This window comes from Flavobacterium sp. Arc2 (assembly GCF_041431385.1).
GTDB lineage: Bacteria > Bacteroidota > Bacteroidia > Flavobacteriales > Flavobacteriaceae > Flavobacterium.
Window position 1 is genome coordinate 135,956 of the sequence record NZ_JASMRH010000009.1, and the last position, 16,176, is coordinate 152,131.

General features: G+C 32.4%; 16 protein-coding genes. 4 read left to right on the top strand and 12 right to left on the bottom strand.

Annotation, left to right across the window (positions count from 1 at the left end; translation table 11 throughout):
• Positions 1–19: 19 nt before the first annotated feature.
• Positions 20–919: a NifU family protein gene (locus QO182_RS08330; protein WP_371535618.1), complete on the bottom strand. Its 900-nt coding sequence runs from the start codon at positions 917–919 to the stop codon at positions 20–22.
• A 159-nt stretch (positions 920–1,078) separates the two neighbouring features.
• On the opposite strand from QO182_RS08330, the gene QO182_RS08335 reads away from it, so the two are divergent.
• Positions 1,079–2,077 carry a type IX secretion system membrane protein PorP/SprF gene (locus QO182_RS08335; RefSeq protein ID WP_371535620.1) on the top strand — a complete coding sequence of 333 codons (999 nt, stop codon included), beginning with the start codon at positions 1,079–1,081 and terminating at the stop codon, positions 2,075–2,077.
• A 12-nt stretch (positions 2,078–2,089) separates the two neighbouring features.
• The gene (locus QO182_RS08340) at positions 2,090–2,605 is read left to right on the top strand and encodes a gamma carbonic anhydrase family protein (RefSeq protein ID WP_371535623.1); all 516 of its coding nucleotides are present in this window, start codon (positions 2,090–2,092) and stop codon (positions 2,603–2,605) included.
• An 11-nt stretch (positions 2,606–2,616) separates the two neighbouring features.
• Here the strand turns inward: QO182_RS08340 and QO182_RS08345 are convergent, their stop codons facing one another.
• The 5 genes from QO182_RS08345 to QO182_RS08365 all read right to left on the bottom strand — a co-directional run bounded on the left by QO182_RS08345 (position 2,617) and on the right by QO182_RS08365 (position 6,679).
• Complete coding sequence (locus QO182_RS08345; RefSeq protein ID WP_371560950.1) at positions 2,617–3,333, bottom strand: LytR/AlgR family response regulator transcription factor; 717 nt, start codon at positions 3,331–3,333, stop codon at positions 2,617–2,619.
• A 47-nt stretch (positions 3,334–3,380) separates the two neighbouring features.
• Entirely contained in the window at positions 3,381–4,187 is an 807-nt protein-coding gene (locus QO182_RS08350; RefSeq protein ID WP_371560952.1) for a sensor histidine kinase, read from the bottom strand.
• Positions 4,188–4,465: 278 nt separating this feature from the next.
• Positions 4,466–4,825 (bottom strand): DUF4907 domain-containing protein, encoded by a 360-nt coding sequence (locus QO182_RS08355; protein WP_371535980.1) that lies wholly within the window; start codon positions 4,823–4,825, stop codon positions 4,466–4,468.
• Positions 4,812–5,816, bottom strand: coding sequence for a Kelch repeat-containing protein (locus QO182_RS08360; protein WP_371560953.1), 1,005 nt, complete (start codon positions 5,814–5,816; stop codon positions 4,812–4,814). The genes QO182_RS08355 and QO182_RS08360 overlap by 14 nt, the downstream gene beginning before the upstream one ends.
• A 14-nt stretch (positions 5,817–5,830) precedes the next feature.
• Positions 5,831–6,679 carry a hypothetical protein gene (locus QO182_RS08365; RefSeq protein ID WP_371560955.1) on the bottom strand — a complete coding sequence of 283 codons (849 nt, stop codon included), beginning with the start codon at positions 6,677–6,679 and terminating at the stop codon, positions 5,831–5,833.
• Positions 6,680–6,909: 230 nt separating this feature from the next.
• On the opposite strand from QO182_RS08365, the gene QO182_RS08370 reads away from it, so the two are divergent.
• Both QO182_RS08370 and QO182_RS08375 read left to right on the top strand, forming a co-directional pair.
• Positions 6,910–8,232 carry a DUF4270 family protein gene (locus QO182_RS08370; RefSeq protein WP_371535634.1) on the top strand — a complete coding sequence of 441 codons (1,323 nt, stop codon included), beginning with the start codon at positions 6,910–6,912 and terminating at the stop codon, positions 8,230–8,232.
• Positions 8,233–9,477 (top strand): aromatic hydrocarbon degradation protein, encoded by a 1,245-nt coding sequence (locus tag QO182_RS08375; protein WP_371560957.1) that lies wholly within the window; start codon positions 8,233–8,235, stop codon positions 9,475–9,477. It begins immediately after the preceding gene.
• Here the strand turns inward: QO182_RS08375 and murI are convergent, their stop codons facing one another.
• The 6 genes from murI to QO182_RS08405 all read right to left on the bottom strand — a co-directional run bounded on the left by murI (position 9,478) and on the right by QO182_RS08405 (position 16,039).
• Positions 9,478–10,254 carry a glutamate racemase gene (gene murI, locus QO182_RS08380; RefSeq protein ID WP_371560959.1) on the bottom strand — a complete coding sequence of 259 codons (777 nt, stop codon included), beginning with the start codon at positions 10,252–10,254 and terminating at the stop codon, positions 9,478–9,480.
• Between the two features lie 114 nt (positions 10,255–10,368).
• Entirely contained in the window at positions 10,369–10,869 is a 501-nt protein-coding gene (locus QO182_RS08385; RefSeq protein ID WP_371535641.1) for an OmpH family outer membrane protein, read from the bottom strand.
• Positions 10,870–10,895: 26 nt separating this feature from the next.
• On the bottom strand, positions 10,896–11,909 hold the full coding sequence (locus QO182_RS08390; protein WP_371560961.1) for an OmpH family outer membrane protein: 1,014 nt from the start codon (positions 11,907–11,909) through the stop codon (positions 10,896–10,898).
• A 39-nt stretch (positions 11,910–11,948) separates the two neighbouring features.
• A complete protein-coding gene (gene bamA / locus QO182_RS08395) occupies positions 11,949–14,678 on the bottom strand; it encodes an outer membrane protein assembly factor BamA (protein ID WP_371560962.1) in 2,730 nt (909 codons plus the stop codon).
• Positions 14,611–15,351, bottom strand: coding sequence for an isoprenyl transferase (locus QO182_RS08400; protein ID WP_371535982.1), 741 nt, complete (start codon positions 15,349–15,351; stop codon positions 14,611–14,613). The genes bamA and QO182_RS08400 overlap by 68 nt, the downstream gene beginning before the upstream one ends.
• A 4-nt stretch (positions 15,352–15,355) precedes the next feature.
• Positions 15,356–16,039 carry a DUF6089 family protein gene (locus tag QO182_RS08405; protein WP_371560964.1) on the bottom strand — a complete coding sequence of 228 codons (684 nt, stop codon included), beginning with the start codon at positions 16,037–16,039 and terminating at the stop codon, positions 15,356–15,358.
• Between the last annotated feature and the right edge of the window lie 137 nt (positions 16,040–16,176).

Here is a 16,176-nt window from a genome sequence, read left to right on the forward strand (position 1 = left end):
TTTGTAAAGGCTGAGCCATTTATGCGTTTACTGCTTCCACTTGAATTTTTTCGTCATTTAGCATGCTTTTCAGCATGTTTTCAATACCAGATTTTAGCGTAAATGTTGAAGATGGACAACCGCTACAAGCACCTTGAAGTATTACTTTTACAATTTTATCTTTTTCATTATAAGAATCAAATACAATGTTTCCTCCATCAGCTGCTACGGCTGGTTTCACGTATTCTTCAAGTATATTGATGATCTGTTGTGAAGTGACATCCAGATTATCAAATTCCTCTGTATTGTTTTTTTCTTTTTTGTCAGTAGCAACAAGCAGTGTTTCATCAAGGACAATTCCTCCATTTTCAATAAATTGTTTAATGAAACTTCTTATTTCTAAAGTTATTTCTTCCCAGTTATTGACTTCGTATTTAGTCACAGAAATATAATTTTCATCGATAAATACTTCTTTCACATAAGGAAATTTAAACAATTCTTTTGCTAGGGGAGAGGCAGCAGTGTCATCGATATTTTTAAATTCGATTGCGTTTTTTGTCAACATGCGACTTACAACAAATTTTAATGCAGCCGGGTTAGGAGTTGTTTCTCCATAAACTGTTATAGGCTGTTTTTTTGTTTTGTTTTCTTCGATTGTTATGATTGTTCCTCCATTGTTAACAAAAGTGTTTATTTGCTCTGCTACGGCATCTTTAACGTCGTCCCATTCTACAATGTTGTACTTTTCTATGGCGATGAAATTACCAGAGATATATACCGTTTTTACAAAGGGTAAGTAAAACAATTGCTGTGCAAGAGGTGATGATTTTGCTTCGTCTATGTTTTTGAATTCAAAACTTTCATTTTGAGTAATGAAATCTTCAAATTCAAATTTAAATATAGTTGGATTTTGTGTTTCTTTTATGGTAACGTTTGTCATGATATTTATAAATTTTTACAAATTTAGTAAAGTTATTTTCTACGATTAACTATATTTGATTTATTAATGAATAAATTAACTTTATTTTAATTTTTAAGGTTTATTTCATTTCGTTTTTTCAAACGCATTACTATTCATTTTTTATTTAACAGTCTTTCAATGTATATCAGAATAAAATTTTTAGTCTTTCTTTTCTTTATATCATCGTATTCTTTCTCGCAAGAAGGTATAGCGGTCTATTCTGATTATTTGTCAGATAATTATTATTTGATTCATCCTTCTATGGCGGGAGCTGCAAATTGTGCAAAAATAAGGCTAACTGCGCGAAAACAGTGGTTTGGTCAAGAGGATGCGCCAGAACTTCAAACGGTTAGTTTTAACGGAAGAGTAAGCGAAAAAGCGGGAGCAGGAATTATTCTTTTCAATGATAAAAATGGGTACCATTCTCAAAAAGGGATGAAGCTTACGTATGCTTATCACCTTATGTTTTCCAGGGACGATATTGATTTAAATCAATTGTCATTTGGTATTAGTGCAGGTTTGATTCAGAGTCAATTAGATGAAACCAGTTTTTTGCAATCGGGAGACTTTGATCCTATTATTGACGGTACTATAGTGCAAAAAGACTCTTATTTTAATGTAGATATTGGAGCATCTTATAATTATTTGGATTTTTATGCTCATGGGACCGTGAAAAACGCAATTGAAACCAGAAGAGATATTTATACGGAATACGAGAGTGATAATTTACGAAAATATTTATTGAGTGCGGGTTACATTTTTGGAGATAAGAATAGAATATTATTTGAACCTTCAATTCTATTTCAACTAGTTGAAAAAACACAAGAGAAGTCAATCGATTTAAACATGAAGGCTTATAAAAATATGGATTTCGGAACGCTTTGGGGAGGTTTATCTTACCGAAGAAGTTTTGATGGCGCTGAATACACTCGAGGAAGTAGTGTGAATTCACAAAAACTACAATACATCACTCCTATAGTTGGAGTGAACTTTAACAACTTTATGTTTGCTTATACCTATTCACATGTATCTGGAGCTGTCAAATTTGATGACGGAGGCTATCACCAGATAACACTGGGTATCAATTTATTTTGCAAACCTGTGAAATACGAATGCAACTGTCCTGCTATTAATTAAATTAGATACTTTATGTTAATAAAATCTGTAAACGGAAAGTCACCTCTTATACCTGAGGATTGTTATGTGGCTGAAAATGCTACTATTGTTGGAGATGTAAGTTTTGGAGAATCTTGTAGCGTTTGGTTTAATGCCGTTATTAGAGGAGACGTAAATTTTATTAAAATAGGGAATAAGGTAAATATTCAAGACGGAGCAGTCATTCATTGTACCTATAAAAAGCATCCTACAATTATAGGTAACAATGTGTCTATTGGTCACAATGCAATCGTTCACGGTTGTGTCATTAAAGACAATGTATTAATAGGGATGGGAGCAATAGTAATGGACAATTGTACCATTGAGAGTAATTCCATTATAGCCGCCGGTGCTGTTGTAACTCAAAACACAACGGTTGAATCTGGGACAATTTGGGCTGGAGTTCCTGCCAGAAAAGTAAAAGACATCGATCAATCAGATTTTGCAGGTGAGATCGAACGTATTTCGAATAATTATGTAATGTATTCTGGTTGGTTCAAAGACGAGTAGTAGTTATTTAATTATAAGTTAATCTTTTCGAAAAAGGAGCTTTTATAACTTTCACTAATAGGAATCCTTTTTTCGCCAATTATGGTTTTATTTTTTTGAATTGACTTAATGTGTTTTATATTAATGATATAAGACCTGTGGACTCTTGAAAACCCTTTAGAAGAAAGTAAGTTTTCGAGTTTTATAAGACTAATAAGGGTCAGTGTATATTTATTATCTGTAGTGTGAATTTTAACATAATCTTTAAGTCCTTCAATATATAAAATATCGGCAAAATTAAGCTTGACATTTTCATATTCAGCTCTTACAAACATAAAGTCTTGCTCGATCTCAGGAGTGGTGGAAATTAAGGTTGTAGGGATAGTTGAAGTTTGTGGACTAAAAATTTGTTGTGCACGTAAAACAGATTTTAGGAATCTATGAAAAGGGATTGGTTTTACCAAGTAATCAACTGCACCTAAGTTAAATCCTTCTACGGCATAATTAGAATAAGCAGTCGTAAATATTATAAGCGGTTTTTTATCTAATGCATTTATAAAATCAATACCAGAAAAAAGAGGCATTTCAATATCTAAAAAAATTAAATCTACATTAATATTATTGATTACCGCTAGTGCGTCAATAGCATTATTAAAAGTATTGATTAGTTCAAGTGTTTCCACTTTACTAACAAATTCTTTTATTAAATCAACAGCTAATGGTTCGTCATCTATAATAACACATTTCATTTTTTTTTAATTTTAACGGTGAATACTTCTTGTAATAAGCATTGCTTTTATTCTTTTATTTGATCTAATTTTAAGTTTAAATGGAGACTGTATTTATCATTTGTTTCGATAATTGTCAGCTTGTGTGCATTTGGGTATAGGAGATTAAGACGGTTTTCCATATTGGTCATGCCAATACCTGAATTTTCAGGATCCTTAATATGGTTTTCAATCCGATTTTCAATCCAAAAGTCCAATGTGTTTCCTTCTATAATTATTTTGATTTTAACGTAAGTTACACCTTTATAGTCGGTTCCGTATTTAAAGGCGTTTTCTACAAATGTAATTAATAATAAAGGTTCAATATGCTTGTTTTTTGTGTCTCCGTGAATGTTTATGAAAATATTTTCAATATTACTCAGCCGAAGTTTTTGCAGTTCAATATAATTTTGAATGTAGTTTAATTCTTTTTCAAGAAAAACCGATTTGTTATCCGTTTCATAAAGCATGTATCGCATCATTTCTGATAGGGTAACAATGGCGTCAGGAACGAGATCTGATTTTTTATAAGCTAAGGAGTAAATACTATTTAGTGCATTAAACAAAAAATGAGGGTTTGTCTGTTTCCTTAAATAATTTAATTCTGCCGAAGTTCTATGGCTCTCTGCTACTAGTTTGTTTTGTTGACTTGTATAAATCTCAGATAATGTTTTTATTACGATACTGCAGGCTAGTATGAATATATAGAAAACAGCTGGTAACAGTCTAAAAATAATTGGTCTTTTACCTCCAAAATGTGGGGCTAAGCGCATTGGTTTATTTCCTGTATTTATTGGACGTGGCATTTCTCGAAATTCAGAAATTGTATAGGTCATTCGAAAAGCCATAAATACAGTAATAATCAAAAGTACTATCAATAAATAGTAACCGTATTTTTTTTGCAAAAGCAATCTAGGAACAAAATAAAAATAATTAAGGTAAAATAGTACGATTCCTGTTCCCCATTGAATAAAAAAATCAGAGGTTATGTAGAAAGGACTTTCGTAAAATTGAAGTAATGAAGAAAAAATAAAAAAAAAATAAAAAAGCACCATACTAAAGAATGAATTAGTATGCTGTTCTTTTCGGTGCTTTTAATTTCGTTTAAGGTCATTTATGTTTTTATAGATAATAAAAGGAGGTCTTTTTTTGTTACTGTAGGTGATAAATTTGAATTCAATTTATCTAAAACTAATTGACCTACTTTAAGCGCATCTTCCTCGGTTTTGAAACTTTTATTTTCAGAAATAACAGGAATTACAGTTTGTTTTATGATTATCTTTTCTTTTAATGTGATCACATAACCCCAACCATTTTGTGTTTTTATAGAAGCTAGATTTAGTGCTTCATTTTTTTTGCAAGATATAAATAAAAAGAAACAAACTAAAAGTAGCTTTGTTATTATTGATTTATAGGATAAATTCTTCTGGATGGTAGTCCAGAAGAATTTTTTAGTTGAATTAATTATCGTCATCACTTTGTTCGTCAAATGGTTTAAATTGCCATGAATCATCAAAATAGGAAGAACCAGTTCTTCCTAATAAAATAAACCCACGCTCGTTAATTGCAAATCCTGTAGCATCTGTTCTTGCAGAACCTTCAAGTGAAGTTTTTTCTTCCCAGACATCATCAGAAGGATTGTATTCCCAAATCGATCTTGTACTTTCTCCACATCCTATGTAACCGTATCCATTCATTGAAAAACCTGTTGCGTTAGATCTTACAATTACGTAATCGTCGTTGTATGAGTAGTCATCATCATCGTCTTGATCGATGTCTCTTTTTCTTGTCCAGGTATCTGTTGCTGGATCAAACATCCAAAAATCAACTTGGTAAGTACCGCTGTTTACTCCTAATCCTAGATAAACTTTGTCATCGATTACAAATGTAGTAGCTCCTCGTCTTTTGTTTCCGCTGAAACCATTTACTAAGGTCCAGGTATTCGACGTTGGGCTGTATTGATAAAAGTCTTTTAAATAATTTCCATCATATCCAGTTCCAAAATATGCTTTTCCACCCGCTTGAAACCCTACAGCAGAGTAACGTGCTGTTCCTGCGAAGTCAGCTTTTCGGGTCCAAGTATTAGCTATTGGATCGTATTCGTAGAAATCGTTTAATTTATTAGTTCCATCGTAACCTAGCCCGATGTATCCTTTTGAATCTAATTCAAACCCTGAAGCAGCACTTCGTCCTACACCGTTGAAATCTGCTTTTTGTTCCCAATAATCACCATCAGAATTGTAAGCCCAAAGGTCTTTTAAATATTCGTCACCTGTGTATCCTGTAGTTACATAAGCATAACTTCCAATCACAAAACTCGTAGCACTTGATCTTGCTGGACCATCAAAAGATGATTTTTTTACCCAGTTTCCAACTAAGTCAGTATCTTCATCGTTACTGCAGCTAACCAAGACTAATCCCATGATGAGAGTAGACATTATCATTCCTTTTCTTAAAATATTCATATGTTTATTGTTTATTAATGTTTGAATTTTATACCAATGTTGAAAATGTATCCGTTGTTATTGTTAAAATCATAAGTTAGGTTTCCGGCATTATCTGTAAGATAAAATTTGTTGTTAAAGCCATATCCTCCTTTAAAATTAATGGACCAGTACGTGTCTACGCTTCGCACATATTCAAATGTTGTAGCCATTTGTGAGTAGGTCATTTTTGTCGCGTTATTATAATTGTCACTTAAGGCTTCACCGTCTAAATTGGAAATAGCCCCTTGAAAGTCATTTTTAATTGAGAATGAATTTTTATTATTATTCGAATAAGAAACTTGTGAGATGGGGAATCCAATTGCTACAGCTGTATTTTTATTTATCTGCTGCATATAGGAGAAGCTTGGTAACACACTTATTTTTCCAAAAAGCATACTACGTTGCGCCCCTGCGGATATTGAATTTGATTCATTGAATTTGTAATTCATTTTTAAACCTCCTAATAATTGTACATCCGAGAATCCAATGTTTTTTTCAAAATTAATGGTTGGTTTTACATTAACTGTAAAGCTCATTTTTTGATCAATATCATGGTTAATCGTTAGATCATTTGCTATACTAGAGAAATCAGTAGAATTATCTTGAAAAGCATATTTTTCTAATTCATAATCCACTCCTATTTTAGTATATCGTATCGTATTTGATAATGTGTTTTTTGAATCAATTTTCTTTGTAACGGTAAAACCAACTTCAGTTTCATTTGTTGTTATTTTTTCGGTTGGCCCTGTTTTTATATTTAAATCTAAAGAGTAGCTGTTTTGAGCGCTTATTTTTAGAATAGAAAACAAAAACAACAGGATTGTAAAAATCTGTATTCTCATATTTTTTTTTATTGTTTCAAAAGTAGTTGCATTATCCAATTTAAAAAAAGAAGATATATGTATTCGCTAATTCCATAGACAAATGAGCCATTTGCATGGCTGAATCAATATTGCTGTTTGCTAATTGAAGTTGTAGATGTTTTAAGGCTCTTTATAGATATAAAACTTTGAATGGTATATGTTATAATGCGGTATAAAAAGTGCTCTGCTATATTTGTTAAAAAACTTTTATGTATAAGTTATTGTTAGTGCTTTTTCTTGGAGCTTTGATAACCTCTTGTGATTCGGATGTAGATACAGGAGAGTTTGTTGTTGGGTCAGATTATTTATCTGTAAGTAATAAAGTAATATTAGTTGATACTCTAACGGTCGACGTTTCTACTATAAATTTAGATTCTTTAGTTACTTCTAGTCAAGGGAGAATTTTAGTTGGTAATTATAATGATCCGTATTTTGGAAAAGTGAAGTCTGAAAGTTATTTTCAGTTATCTGGTTCGAGCTATGCGTTGAATAGTGATAATTCAGATATAGATGCACCAAATTATGTTTTTGATTCAATACGAATGATCTTAAGACCTGATAAGTATTATTATGGGGATACAACTAAGGTACAAACAATAAGTATTCATCGCTTACTTGAGAAAGTGAAGGTAAATGATGATGATAGTTATTTCTATAATGATTCTAGCCTTTCTTATGATTCAGAAAGTTTGGGTTCCTATTCTTTCAAACCAAAACCATTATCTCAGGATACGGTAGTGGTGAGTATTAAAGATGTTTTTGGAGAAGCTATTTTTCAAAAAATTAAAAAACGTGAAATAACAAACTTTGATGAATTTACGCAATATTTTAAAGGATTAGTTATTAAATCAACGACGGGAACTTCTTCCAGTGTTGTAGGCTTTAGTACGACAAGTGTTCTGCGTTTGTATTATTCAAAGTATTTAGGTAATACGGAAGAGTCTCTAAATTTAGATTTCAATATTTTAGATCAAACGAAACAGTTTAACAATATAAGCTTAGATAGAAGTGGAACTGAAATTAAAGATCTGACGGGTTTTACTGGTAGTTTGTCAAGTCTCAAAACTGGTAATAAAGCCTATGTGCAATCTGGAACGGGTATTGCCTGTAGGGTAGATTTTCCTAATATAAAACAACTGAAATACATTTCGGAGAAAGGTACTATTGTTGACGCGGAACTTATTATTAAGCCTATAAACAACACCTATTCTGCGGATACTTATCCGTTGCCGGATTCTTTAAGGGTTTTTGTGGCTGATAAACTGAATAGAATAACAGGAACTTTAAACAATACGGGTACTGCGACCTATGCAGTATTAAATACAGAAACGGATGAGTTCAACGAGTATATTGGTTATAAAGTTTCCATTGGAGCTTTTTTACAGAATGAAATGATTAAAAATTCTGATTCTAAGTTATCATTAATATTAACGATACCTAATATTTTGAAATCGGTAAATCGAGTGATGTTGGGAGATCAAAAAAACAGTAACAATAAAATTCAATTGAAAATTTATTATATTTCTTATTAAATGAAAAACAAAATAGTATTTGCTAGTTTCTTTATCCTTGTGGTAACAACTGCATTTTCACAAAGCATATCGAGTTCACCGTATTCAATTTATGGCCTAGGAAGTTTGTATGATTCTGATTTTGGTTCTAATGCTTCCATTGGATCTTCAGGTATTGCATTGCCTTCGACAAGTTCGATTAATAATCTTAACCCGGCTTCTTTGGGTTTTATGGCTCAAAATCATTTTCTGTTTGATGTGGGTGGTAAATCAATTTTTACCAGTTATGAAAATGGTTCTACTAAAGAAAGCCGTAATAATATTCAATTTTCACACATTGCATTGGCTTTTCCGCTTACATCTAAATCGGCGGTTAGCTTAGCTTTAAAACCATATTCTAGCGCTACTTATAAAATTTCTAATTTGCTTTTGCCTATTGATAATAGTACAGAGAGTTATACGCTAAACGCTACAGGTTCTGGTGGTTTAAATGATGTTAGTCTTTCTTATGGTTATAAGATTGGGAAAAAAATATCTTTAGGACTTTCTACAAATTTCCTTTTTGGTACTATAACAGATGAAAGAGGTTATACTGTCGGGAACTCAATAACAAATATTGACAAAACATCTTATTACAATGGAGCAAGAGTATCGCTGGGAGGTCAAGTTCAAATTGACTCTACATTGTCAGTTGGTTTGAATTTTAAGTCTCCTAGTCAAGTTAAAGCTTCAAAAGTGCAATCTGTAGTTTCTTACAACGGTTCTACAAGTACTAGTACAACAGTAGAATCGGATGCAGATTATGATGTTGAAGATTACTATTTGCCGTTAGAAGTGGGAGTAGGATTAAGTAAAGTTTTTAAAAACAACTTAAATCTAACTATGGATTATTCAAAGAGTTTGTGGGACAGTACAAACCAGTCTGATTTGTATGGCACTTATATCAATCAAGATAAATTTGCATTGGGTTTTTCTTATAGTAAAATGAATAGTATTCGTACTTATTTTGATCGAATAAAATATTCAACGGGATTTAATTATGACACAGGATTGCTAGAAATTGACAACAAACGAATTAGCAATGTGGCTTTTTCAGTAGGGGTTTCTTTGCCAGTAGAGAATAGAACTTTCTCTGCATTAAACGTGACTTATTCTTACGGTCAAAAGGGGAGTATAAGTAATGGTCTAATCAAAGAAAATTACCATAAAATATCTGTCAATTTAAGCTTAGATGCAATTTGGTTTGTTAAAAGAAAATTCGAGTAATTAAAATTCTTTTTCTATCACATCATATTTATTTTCTAAAATCTCTCTCAATACTTTGGGATCCGAATTAGTATAGAAAATAGGTTTGCTATTTTTTTCGGTTGTAAAACCCACTTTTTCTTTCAAAAGATTTTGTGTTTGTTTGGCAACCGCTTCTCCTGAATCAATGATTTGAATATTATTAGGAAGGATCTTTTTTATTTGGGGAATAAGGTAGGGATAATGACTACAGCCTAATACCAAGTAATCGATATTTGCATCAATCATAGGTGTTAAATAGGAGCGAAGTAATTCTGTCATTTCAGGAGAATTCATTTTTCCGCTTTCTATAAGCGGCACTAATCCATGACCGACCTGGTTGATAATTTTAGTATTTTTAAACTGTTGTGCGGTTTTATTGAAAAGTTCGCTTATAAGGGTTCCCTGTGTAGCAAGAATGCCTATTGTTCGTGTTTTTGAATTTGTGGCAGCAGGCTTTATAGCTGGTTCTATACCTATAAAAGGAATATCATATTTTTCCCTTAGTTCTTTAATTGCATTTGTGGTAGCGGTATTGCAGGCTACTACAATGAGTTTGCAATTCATCTTAAGCAATAAATCAGTGTTTTTCATGCTAAGGGCTATAATCTCATCTTTTGTTTTTTGGCCATAAGGAGCGTTCTTGCTGTCTGCAAGATATATGGTGTTTTCATTGGGAAGTAGATGATGAATCTCTTTCCAAATTGAAGTGCCGCCAATGCCTGAGTCGAAAATTCCTATTGGTTGGTTGTTGTCCATCAAAACAAAGTTAATAGGAAAGGAGTAATAATCCTAAGGATTTATAATATGACAAAAAAATACCGCTCGATCCTAAAAAGGATGAGCGGTATTTTTTAATGTGTTTTTGATTTCCTAGAAACCTAAATCTTTTTTCACGTCAGCAGTCAAGTTAGGACCGTCAGCAAGTAAAAGAGTAGAACCGTCTAATACATATTGAAATCCTTTAGCTTTTCCAACTTTTTGGATTGAAGCTCTTACTTTTTCCATTAATGGTTTTACGATATCAGATTCTTTTTGTTGTAATTCTTTTTGAGCATTGTCTCTAAAGTCAACAATTCTTTTTTGCATGTCCTGAACTTCTTTAGAACGATCTCCGTTTATTGCGTCAGTAACAGTAGCAGATTCCGCTTCGTATTTTTTTAATTTTGCTTGGTACTCTTCAACCATTTTTTTATAATCGGCATCATAAGTTCCGCTTAATTTTTCTAATTGCTTTTGAGCATCTAACATAGCTGGCATTTTAGCCATGATTTCACTTACGTCAACATGAGCAGTTTTTGCTTGTGCGCTAATAGTTTGGTTTGCTCCTAAAATGAATATTGCAGCAATTAATAAAGTTTTAATCTGTTTCATCGTTTTTAAAATATTAAGTAGTTAATTTATTGTTTTAGTTTTAATTGTTCTTCTCTGGCCTTTTTTATTGAGTCTCTTTCTTGGAGTACTTGTATTCTTTTTTCTTCTGCAGCTTTCTTGCGATCTTCAATTACTTTTTTGCGGTCTTCCAATAGTTGGGCTCTTGCATCAAGTTGTTTTTGTCTTGCCTCTTCTGCTGTTGTTTTTGCTGCTTCTTTTTCAGCTTCAGCATTAGTTGTGCTTTCTTTTACATCTTCTGTTTTAGATGAGGCAGAAACCGTGCCATTTTTTTTAGCTTCTCTATCAGAAAGCATTTTTTGTCTTCTTTCCTCAAAGTCTGCTTTCTTTTTTTCTTGAGCTAATTTTCGATCTGCTAAAATTGAATCTCTTACTGCTTTTCTATCGTCCAGTATTTTTTGTCTTTCAGATAAGAAAGGATTGTCTTGAATAGCGTCTTCCTTATTTTGTTTTGCTTCTTGAGACTCAAGTTGCTTTTTTGTTAACTGTTCTCTTTTTTCTGCTCTGTTCAATACTCGCAAGACCTGGTCGCTTATGTCAAATCTTTTTGCAGCAAACAGCATTGTTAAGTCAGAAGATTTATCGAAAACAAAATCATATTTAAGTGACTCTGCTATGTCTTGAACGGCGGTGAATACTTGATCTTGTATTGGTTTAACCAAAATAGATTTTTGCATCATTAAATCACCATTGGCACCAAATCTCTTTTGCTGAAAATCTAACAACTCATTTTCAAGGAACTTAATTTCTATCTCTCTTTCCTCAATTAAACCTTTTGTCAACAAAGGTTTTTCGGCGGTTAGCGCTTCTTTTATTTTATTGATCTCAATTTTCTTCGCTTCAATTTCTTGTTTCCATTTTTGTGCTTTTTGCTCCAGTTGAACTGTTGCTTCGGCATAATTGGGTACATTTTGTAAAATATACTCCATATCTATATAGCCTACTTTAGTTCCTCTGGTTTGCGAATGAATTGCATTGACTACAATCAGGGCTAAAAATAGTATTAAAAAATGTTTTCTCATAACTTTATAGTATTAGAAAATCGTGATTCAATTTTTTTTTTAAAATTGTTGTCCAATAATGAAATGGGTTTCCCATCCATTAGGTGTACTTTGTCCTGGTAGAGCATCAAAACCATGTCCGAAATCAATACCTAATAAACCAAATGCTGGCATGAATACACGTAGACCAACTCCAGCAGAGCGGTTTAAATCAAATGGATTGTAGCTTTTGAAATCTGCATAAGACGAACCTGCTTCTAAAAATCCTAATGCATATATAGATGCAGATGATTTTAAGGTTATAGGATAACGCAATTCCATAGAGAACTTATTGTAAACAGTAGCTCCAATTTGCTCTCCTGCACTATTTATTGGTGTCAGGGAGTTGTTAGGATATCCTCTTAATTGGATCGTTTCTCTACCATCCATAGAGTAATTAGCTAATCCATCTCCACCTACATAAAACCTTTCAAATGGTACAACACCTCTGTCTTGATTGTATGCACCCAAGAAACCGAATTCTGTCAATGTACGAAGTACTAATTTTCCGTAAACTTTAGTGTACCAATCTGCTTTGAATTTAATTTTATAGTATTCTAACCAGTTAAATTTCTTTTGATCTACTAGTGCTGGATCTGCAGCTGCATCTTGGTAATTGAAAACTTTGTTTCCAGATGCATCAATATAATCACCAATATTTACTGTGTTTCCGTTTGCATCGACTTGATTCGATTGATCAACAGTGTTTTTTAATTTATACTGTTCTTTATCACCCAATGTTGCATAATCTACACCATTAAACAGGGAATAAGGAAGTGAAAATTTACCAGTTAAACTAAACTCTGAACCGTAAGTAGGGAATATAGGATTCACCCCTTTGTTACTTCTCGATAGTCCAATTGTATAGGCTAAATTTCTTGAAGCACCATTTCCAAATGTAAATAATCCAGTATTGTAATTATTTAAATCATAGTGTTGGTAACTTATAGATTGTGATAAAACAAAGAAGTCATCTGGCACAGTTAATCTCTTAGCTAACCCAACAGACAGTGTTAGGATATTGAAACTTTTATCTTTGTCTACACTTCCAGTAATGTAATTATTTAAAAATTGTTTACTGTAAGATATCGAAGTGCTAAATGAAACTGGTTTTTTTTGTCCAAACCAAGGCTCAGAAAACGAAACGCTATAGGTTTGAAAATAAGTGCTTGCCTGAAGTCTTAAAGCTACCTTTTGTCCATCACCCATAGGTAAAGGTTTGTACGCTTCCTTATTAAGTAAGTTTCGTGCTGAGAAGTTATTAAAAGACAATCCTAATGTACCAATGAAACCACCACCACCGTAACCTCCTTGAAGTTCTATTTGGCTTGATCCTTTTTCTACAAGATTGTATTCTATATCCACTGTTCCTGCAGCAGCATCTACATTTTTAAATTTAGGGTCAATTGCTTCAGGATCAAAAAATCCTAGTTGACCAATTTCACGTATGGTTCTAACTAATAATTCTTTGCTGTATTTTTCTCCTGGCTTAGTTCTTAATTCTCTATAGATAACTCGGTCATTTGTTTTGTCGTTTCCTACTACCGTAATTTTATTGAAGTAAGCTAGAGGACCTTCATTAATTCTTATTTCGAAGTCAATCGTGTCGTTAACTGTTTTTACTTCAACAGCATTGATGTTTGAGAATAAATAACCGTTATTTTGATAGAGATTAGTAATGTCTTCTCCGTCTGGTTTTGTCTTATCTGCTATTCTTTTTTCAAGAAGTACTCCATTATAAGTCTCTCCTTTTTTAACACCAATGTATCTGCTTAAAAGTTGGTCTGAATAAACAGTGTTTCCTAAAAACTTGATGTTTCCAAAATAATATTTGTTTCCTTCTTCAACATTAATCTTTATTGATAATGCGTTTTTGTCTTTAAGATAAGTTATTGAGTCAGAGGTTATTCTAGCGTCTCTATATCCTTTTTCTTTATAAGAAGCAATTACTTTTTCTAAATCTGTTTTGTATTTCGCTTTTATAAATTTAGATGATTTTAATATGCGAAAGAAGTTTTTTTGTTTGGTATCTTTCATCGCTTTACGTAAAGCTTTGTCTGATATTTTTTCGTTACCAATAAAATCAATTTCAGCAATTTTTATTTTTTCGCCTTTGTCAATGTTTACAACCATATTAACCTGGTTTACAGTCGCTGTGTCTTGGACAACGTTTATGTTTACCTTAGTGTTGTAATATCCGTCTTTTTTGTATTTGTTTTCTATGTAATTTTTTGTCGTGGTGATTAAGTTTTCATTGACTACTTTGCTTTTTGTCAATCCGTTGTCTTTAATTAAAGCATCGGTTTTGTTTTTCTTAATTCCAACAAACTTAACGTTGTTTAGTTTTGGCAGTTCTTTGATGTCTAAATCAAGATAGATACTGTCGTTTTCAATTCTGTTGATGTAAAATGAAATTTCGTCAAAAAGACCTAGTTTACCTAGTTTTTTAATAGCGCTACTGATCTCTTCTCCGGGAACAGTGATTTCTTGTCCTTTCTCAAGCCCAGCAAAAGTCACAACTGTTTGGTCGTTGAAACTTATTTTGTTAGTAAGAACAACATCGGCGAGTATGTATTTATGGCCTTGGTCAAAAGGAACTCTTTCTTGGGCTTTAATTTGTGAAAAACTACCTAATAAAACTAGGGTAAGGACTGCTTTTATACTTTTATTCAACACTAAAAATTTATTTAATTTGTTCACTTGTTTTTCCAAATCTACGTTCTCTTTTTTGATAACTAATAATAGCCTCATATAAATTTTGTTCTTTAAAGTCTGGCCACAATACATCAGTAAAATATAATTCTGCATAGGCAATTTGCCAGAGCAAAAAATTACTTATTCTATGTTCTCCACTTGTTCTTATTAATAAATCTACATCCGGTAAATTTTGCGTGTAAAGATGCTCATTTATAATTGAATCGTCAATAGAGTCTATTGAAATTATATTATTTTTAACTTTATTACTGATGTTTTTTACGGCATTTACGATTTCTTCTCTCGAACCATAACTCAATGCTAATGTTAATGTCATGTGAGTATTATCCTTGGTTTTGTTTATGACATCAAGAAGCTCCTTTTGAGCAGATTGAGGTAATTTTTCTAAATTACCTATAGTGTTCAATTTGATATTGTTTTCTAGGAGTGTAGGAAGTTCTTTTTTTAATGACTTTATCAGGATCCGCATTAAAGTGTCCACTTCCAGCTTAGGTCGGTTCCAGTTCTCTGTCGAAAATGCGTAAAGTGTTAAGTTTTCGATACCTAGTTTGGCACAAGTTTTTATGATGGTTTTTACTGATTTTGTTCCGCTCTCATGACCGAAAGCTCGCAATAAACCTTGTTGTTTTGCCCATCGCCCATTTCCATCCATTATAATGGCTAAATGTTGGGGCAAATTATTCTTGTCTATATTTTCTAGTAGATCCATTTTCTTATTCTGCACAGTAGCATGGTTTTTCTCCAAAGGTATAGGTTAATGTTAACCCAGAAAAAACATACCAATCATTATTATTTATATTTCCAAATTTCAGTTGCTCTAGGTTTTTATTAGTGGGGTTACTCCCGTCAATGTCATCAGCAAACGTGTATCTTGCTCCAACCTCTAATCCTAGTATAAAGCGATTGTTTAAATTTGTCTTAATCCCCACAGTCATTGGAATCGCGATTGTTCCATGATTTGCATCAGATCTTGTTTTGCCGTCTACAAAAAACAAACCGTTATATTGTGTGTAACTAATTCCGCTATAAATATAAGGAGTGAATTGCCTGTCTAATTCATGAAGATTAAAATCGAAAAAATTAAATTCAAGGCCTAAAGATACTTCTTTTATGTTATTTTCAAAACGATAGCCTCTCTGACTGCGGCTCGGTTCTTTTGAATCAAGATCATTTGAAGTGATTTTTGATTGGGTGTAAGAAAAACGATAGGCATGTCTTGGGCTTTTGTTGTATTTATAAAGTATTCCAAAAGCAGGTTCATTTGGGGATATGTAGGTTGTAGGCCCAATGTCGCCAATGTAGTTGCTTCCACCTAGAAAAACTCCCACTTCATGTATTTGTGAATACATCGTCATACTTAGGAATAAGCATATAAATAAGGCGAAAGGTTTGTTCATTTTGATTGAAATTGCGTGCAAATATAATAATTATCGTTTCGAATCAATACCGATTACGTTAAATGTGCCATTATTTAAAGAATTGGCGTTATAATCGATATCGGATAGGGATTTGTTAAAAGCGAAACGAAAAAATG

What these genes read in the sequence shown, in the direction of transcription:
- QO182_RS08330 (WP_371535618.1), bottom strand. Translation starts at nt 919, where the DNA reads ATGACAAACGTTACCATAAAAGAAACACAAAATCCAACTATATTTAAA.
- QO182_RS08335 (WP_371535620.1), top strand. Translation starts at nt 1,079, where the DNA reads ATGTATATCAGAATAAAATTTTTAGTCTTTCTTTTCTTTATATCATCG.
- QO182_RS08340 (WP_371535623.1), top strand. Translation starts at nt 2,090, where the DNA reads ATGTTAATAAAATCTGTAAACGGAAAGTCACCTCTTATACCTGAGGAT.
- QO182_RS08345 (WP_371560950.1), bottom strand. Translation starts at nt 3,333, where the DNA reads ATGAAATGTGTTATTATAGATGACGAACCATTAGCTGTTGATTTAATA.
- QO182_RS08350 (WP_371560952.1), bottom strand. Translation starts at nt 4,187, where the DNA reads ATGACCTATACAATTTCTGAATTTCGAGAAATGCCACGTCCAATAAAT.
- QO182_RS08355 (WP_371535980.1), bottom strand. Translation starts at nt 4,825, where the DNA reads ATGACGATAATTAATTCAACTAAAAAATTCTTCTGGACTACCATCCAG.
- QO182_RS08360 (WP_371560953.1), bottom strand. Translation starts at nt 5,816, where the DNA reads ATGAATATTTTAAGAAAAGGAATGATAATGTCTACTCTCATCATGGGA.
- QO182_RS08365 (WP_371560955.1), bottom strand. Translation starts at nt 6,679, where the DNA reads ATGAGAATACAGATTTTTACAATCCTGTTGTTTTTGTTTTCTATTCTA.
- QO182_RS08370 (WP_371535634.1), top strand. Translation starts at nt 6,910, where the DNA reads ATGTATAAGTTATTGTTAGTGCTTTTTCTTGGAGCTTTGATAACCTCT.
- QO182_RS08375 (WP_371560957.1), top strand. Translation starts at nt 8,233, where the DNA reads ATGAAAAACAAAATAGTATTTGCTAGTTTCTTTATCCTTGTGGTAACA.
- murI (WP_371560959.1), bottom strand. Translation starts at nt 10,254, where the DNA reads ATGGACAACAACCAACCAATAGGAATTTTCGACTCAGGCATTGGCGGC.
- QO182_RS08385 (WP_371535641.1), bottom strand. Translation starts at nt 10,869, where the DNA reads ATGAAACAGATTAAAACTTTATTAATTGCTGCAATATTCATTTTAGGA.
- QO182_RS08390 (WP_371560961.1), bottom strand. Translation starts at nt 11,909, where the DNA reads ATGAGAAAACATTTTTTAATACTATTTTTAGCCCTGATTGTAGTCAAT.
- bamA (WP_371560962.1), bottom strand. Translation starts at nt 14,678, where the DNA reads ATGAGGCTATTATTAGTTATCAAAAAAGAGAACGTAGATTTGGAAAAA.
- QO182_RS08400 (WP_371535982.1), bottom strand. Translation starts at nt 15,351, where the DNA reads ATGGATCTACTAGAAAATATAGACAAGAATAATTTGCCCCAACATTTA.
- QO182_RS08405 (WP_371560964.1), bottom strand. Translation starts at nt 16,039, where the DNA reads ATGAACAAACCTTTCGCCTTATTTATATGCTTATTCCTAAGTATGACG.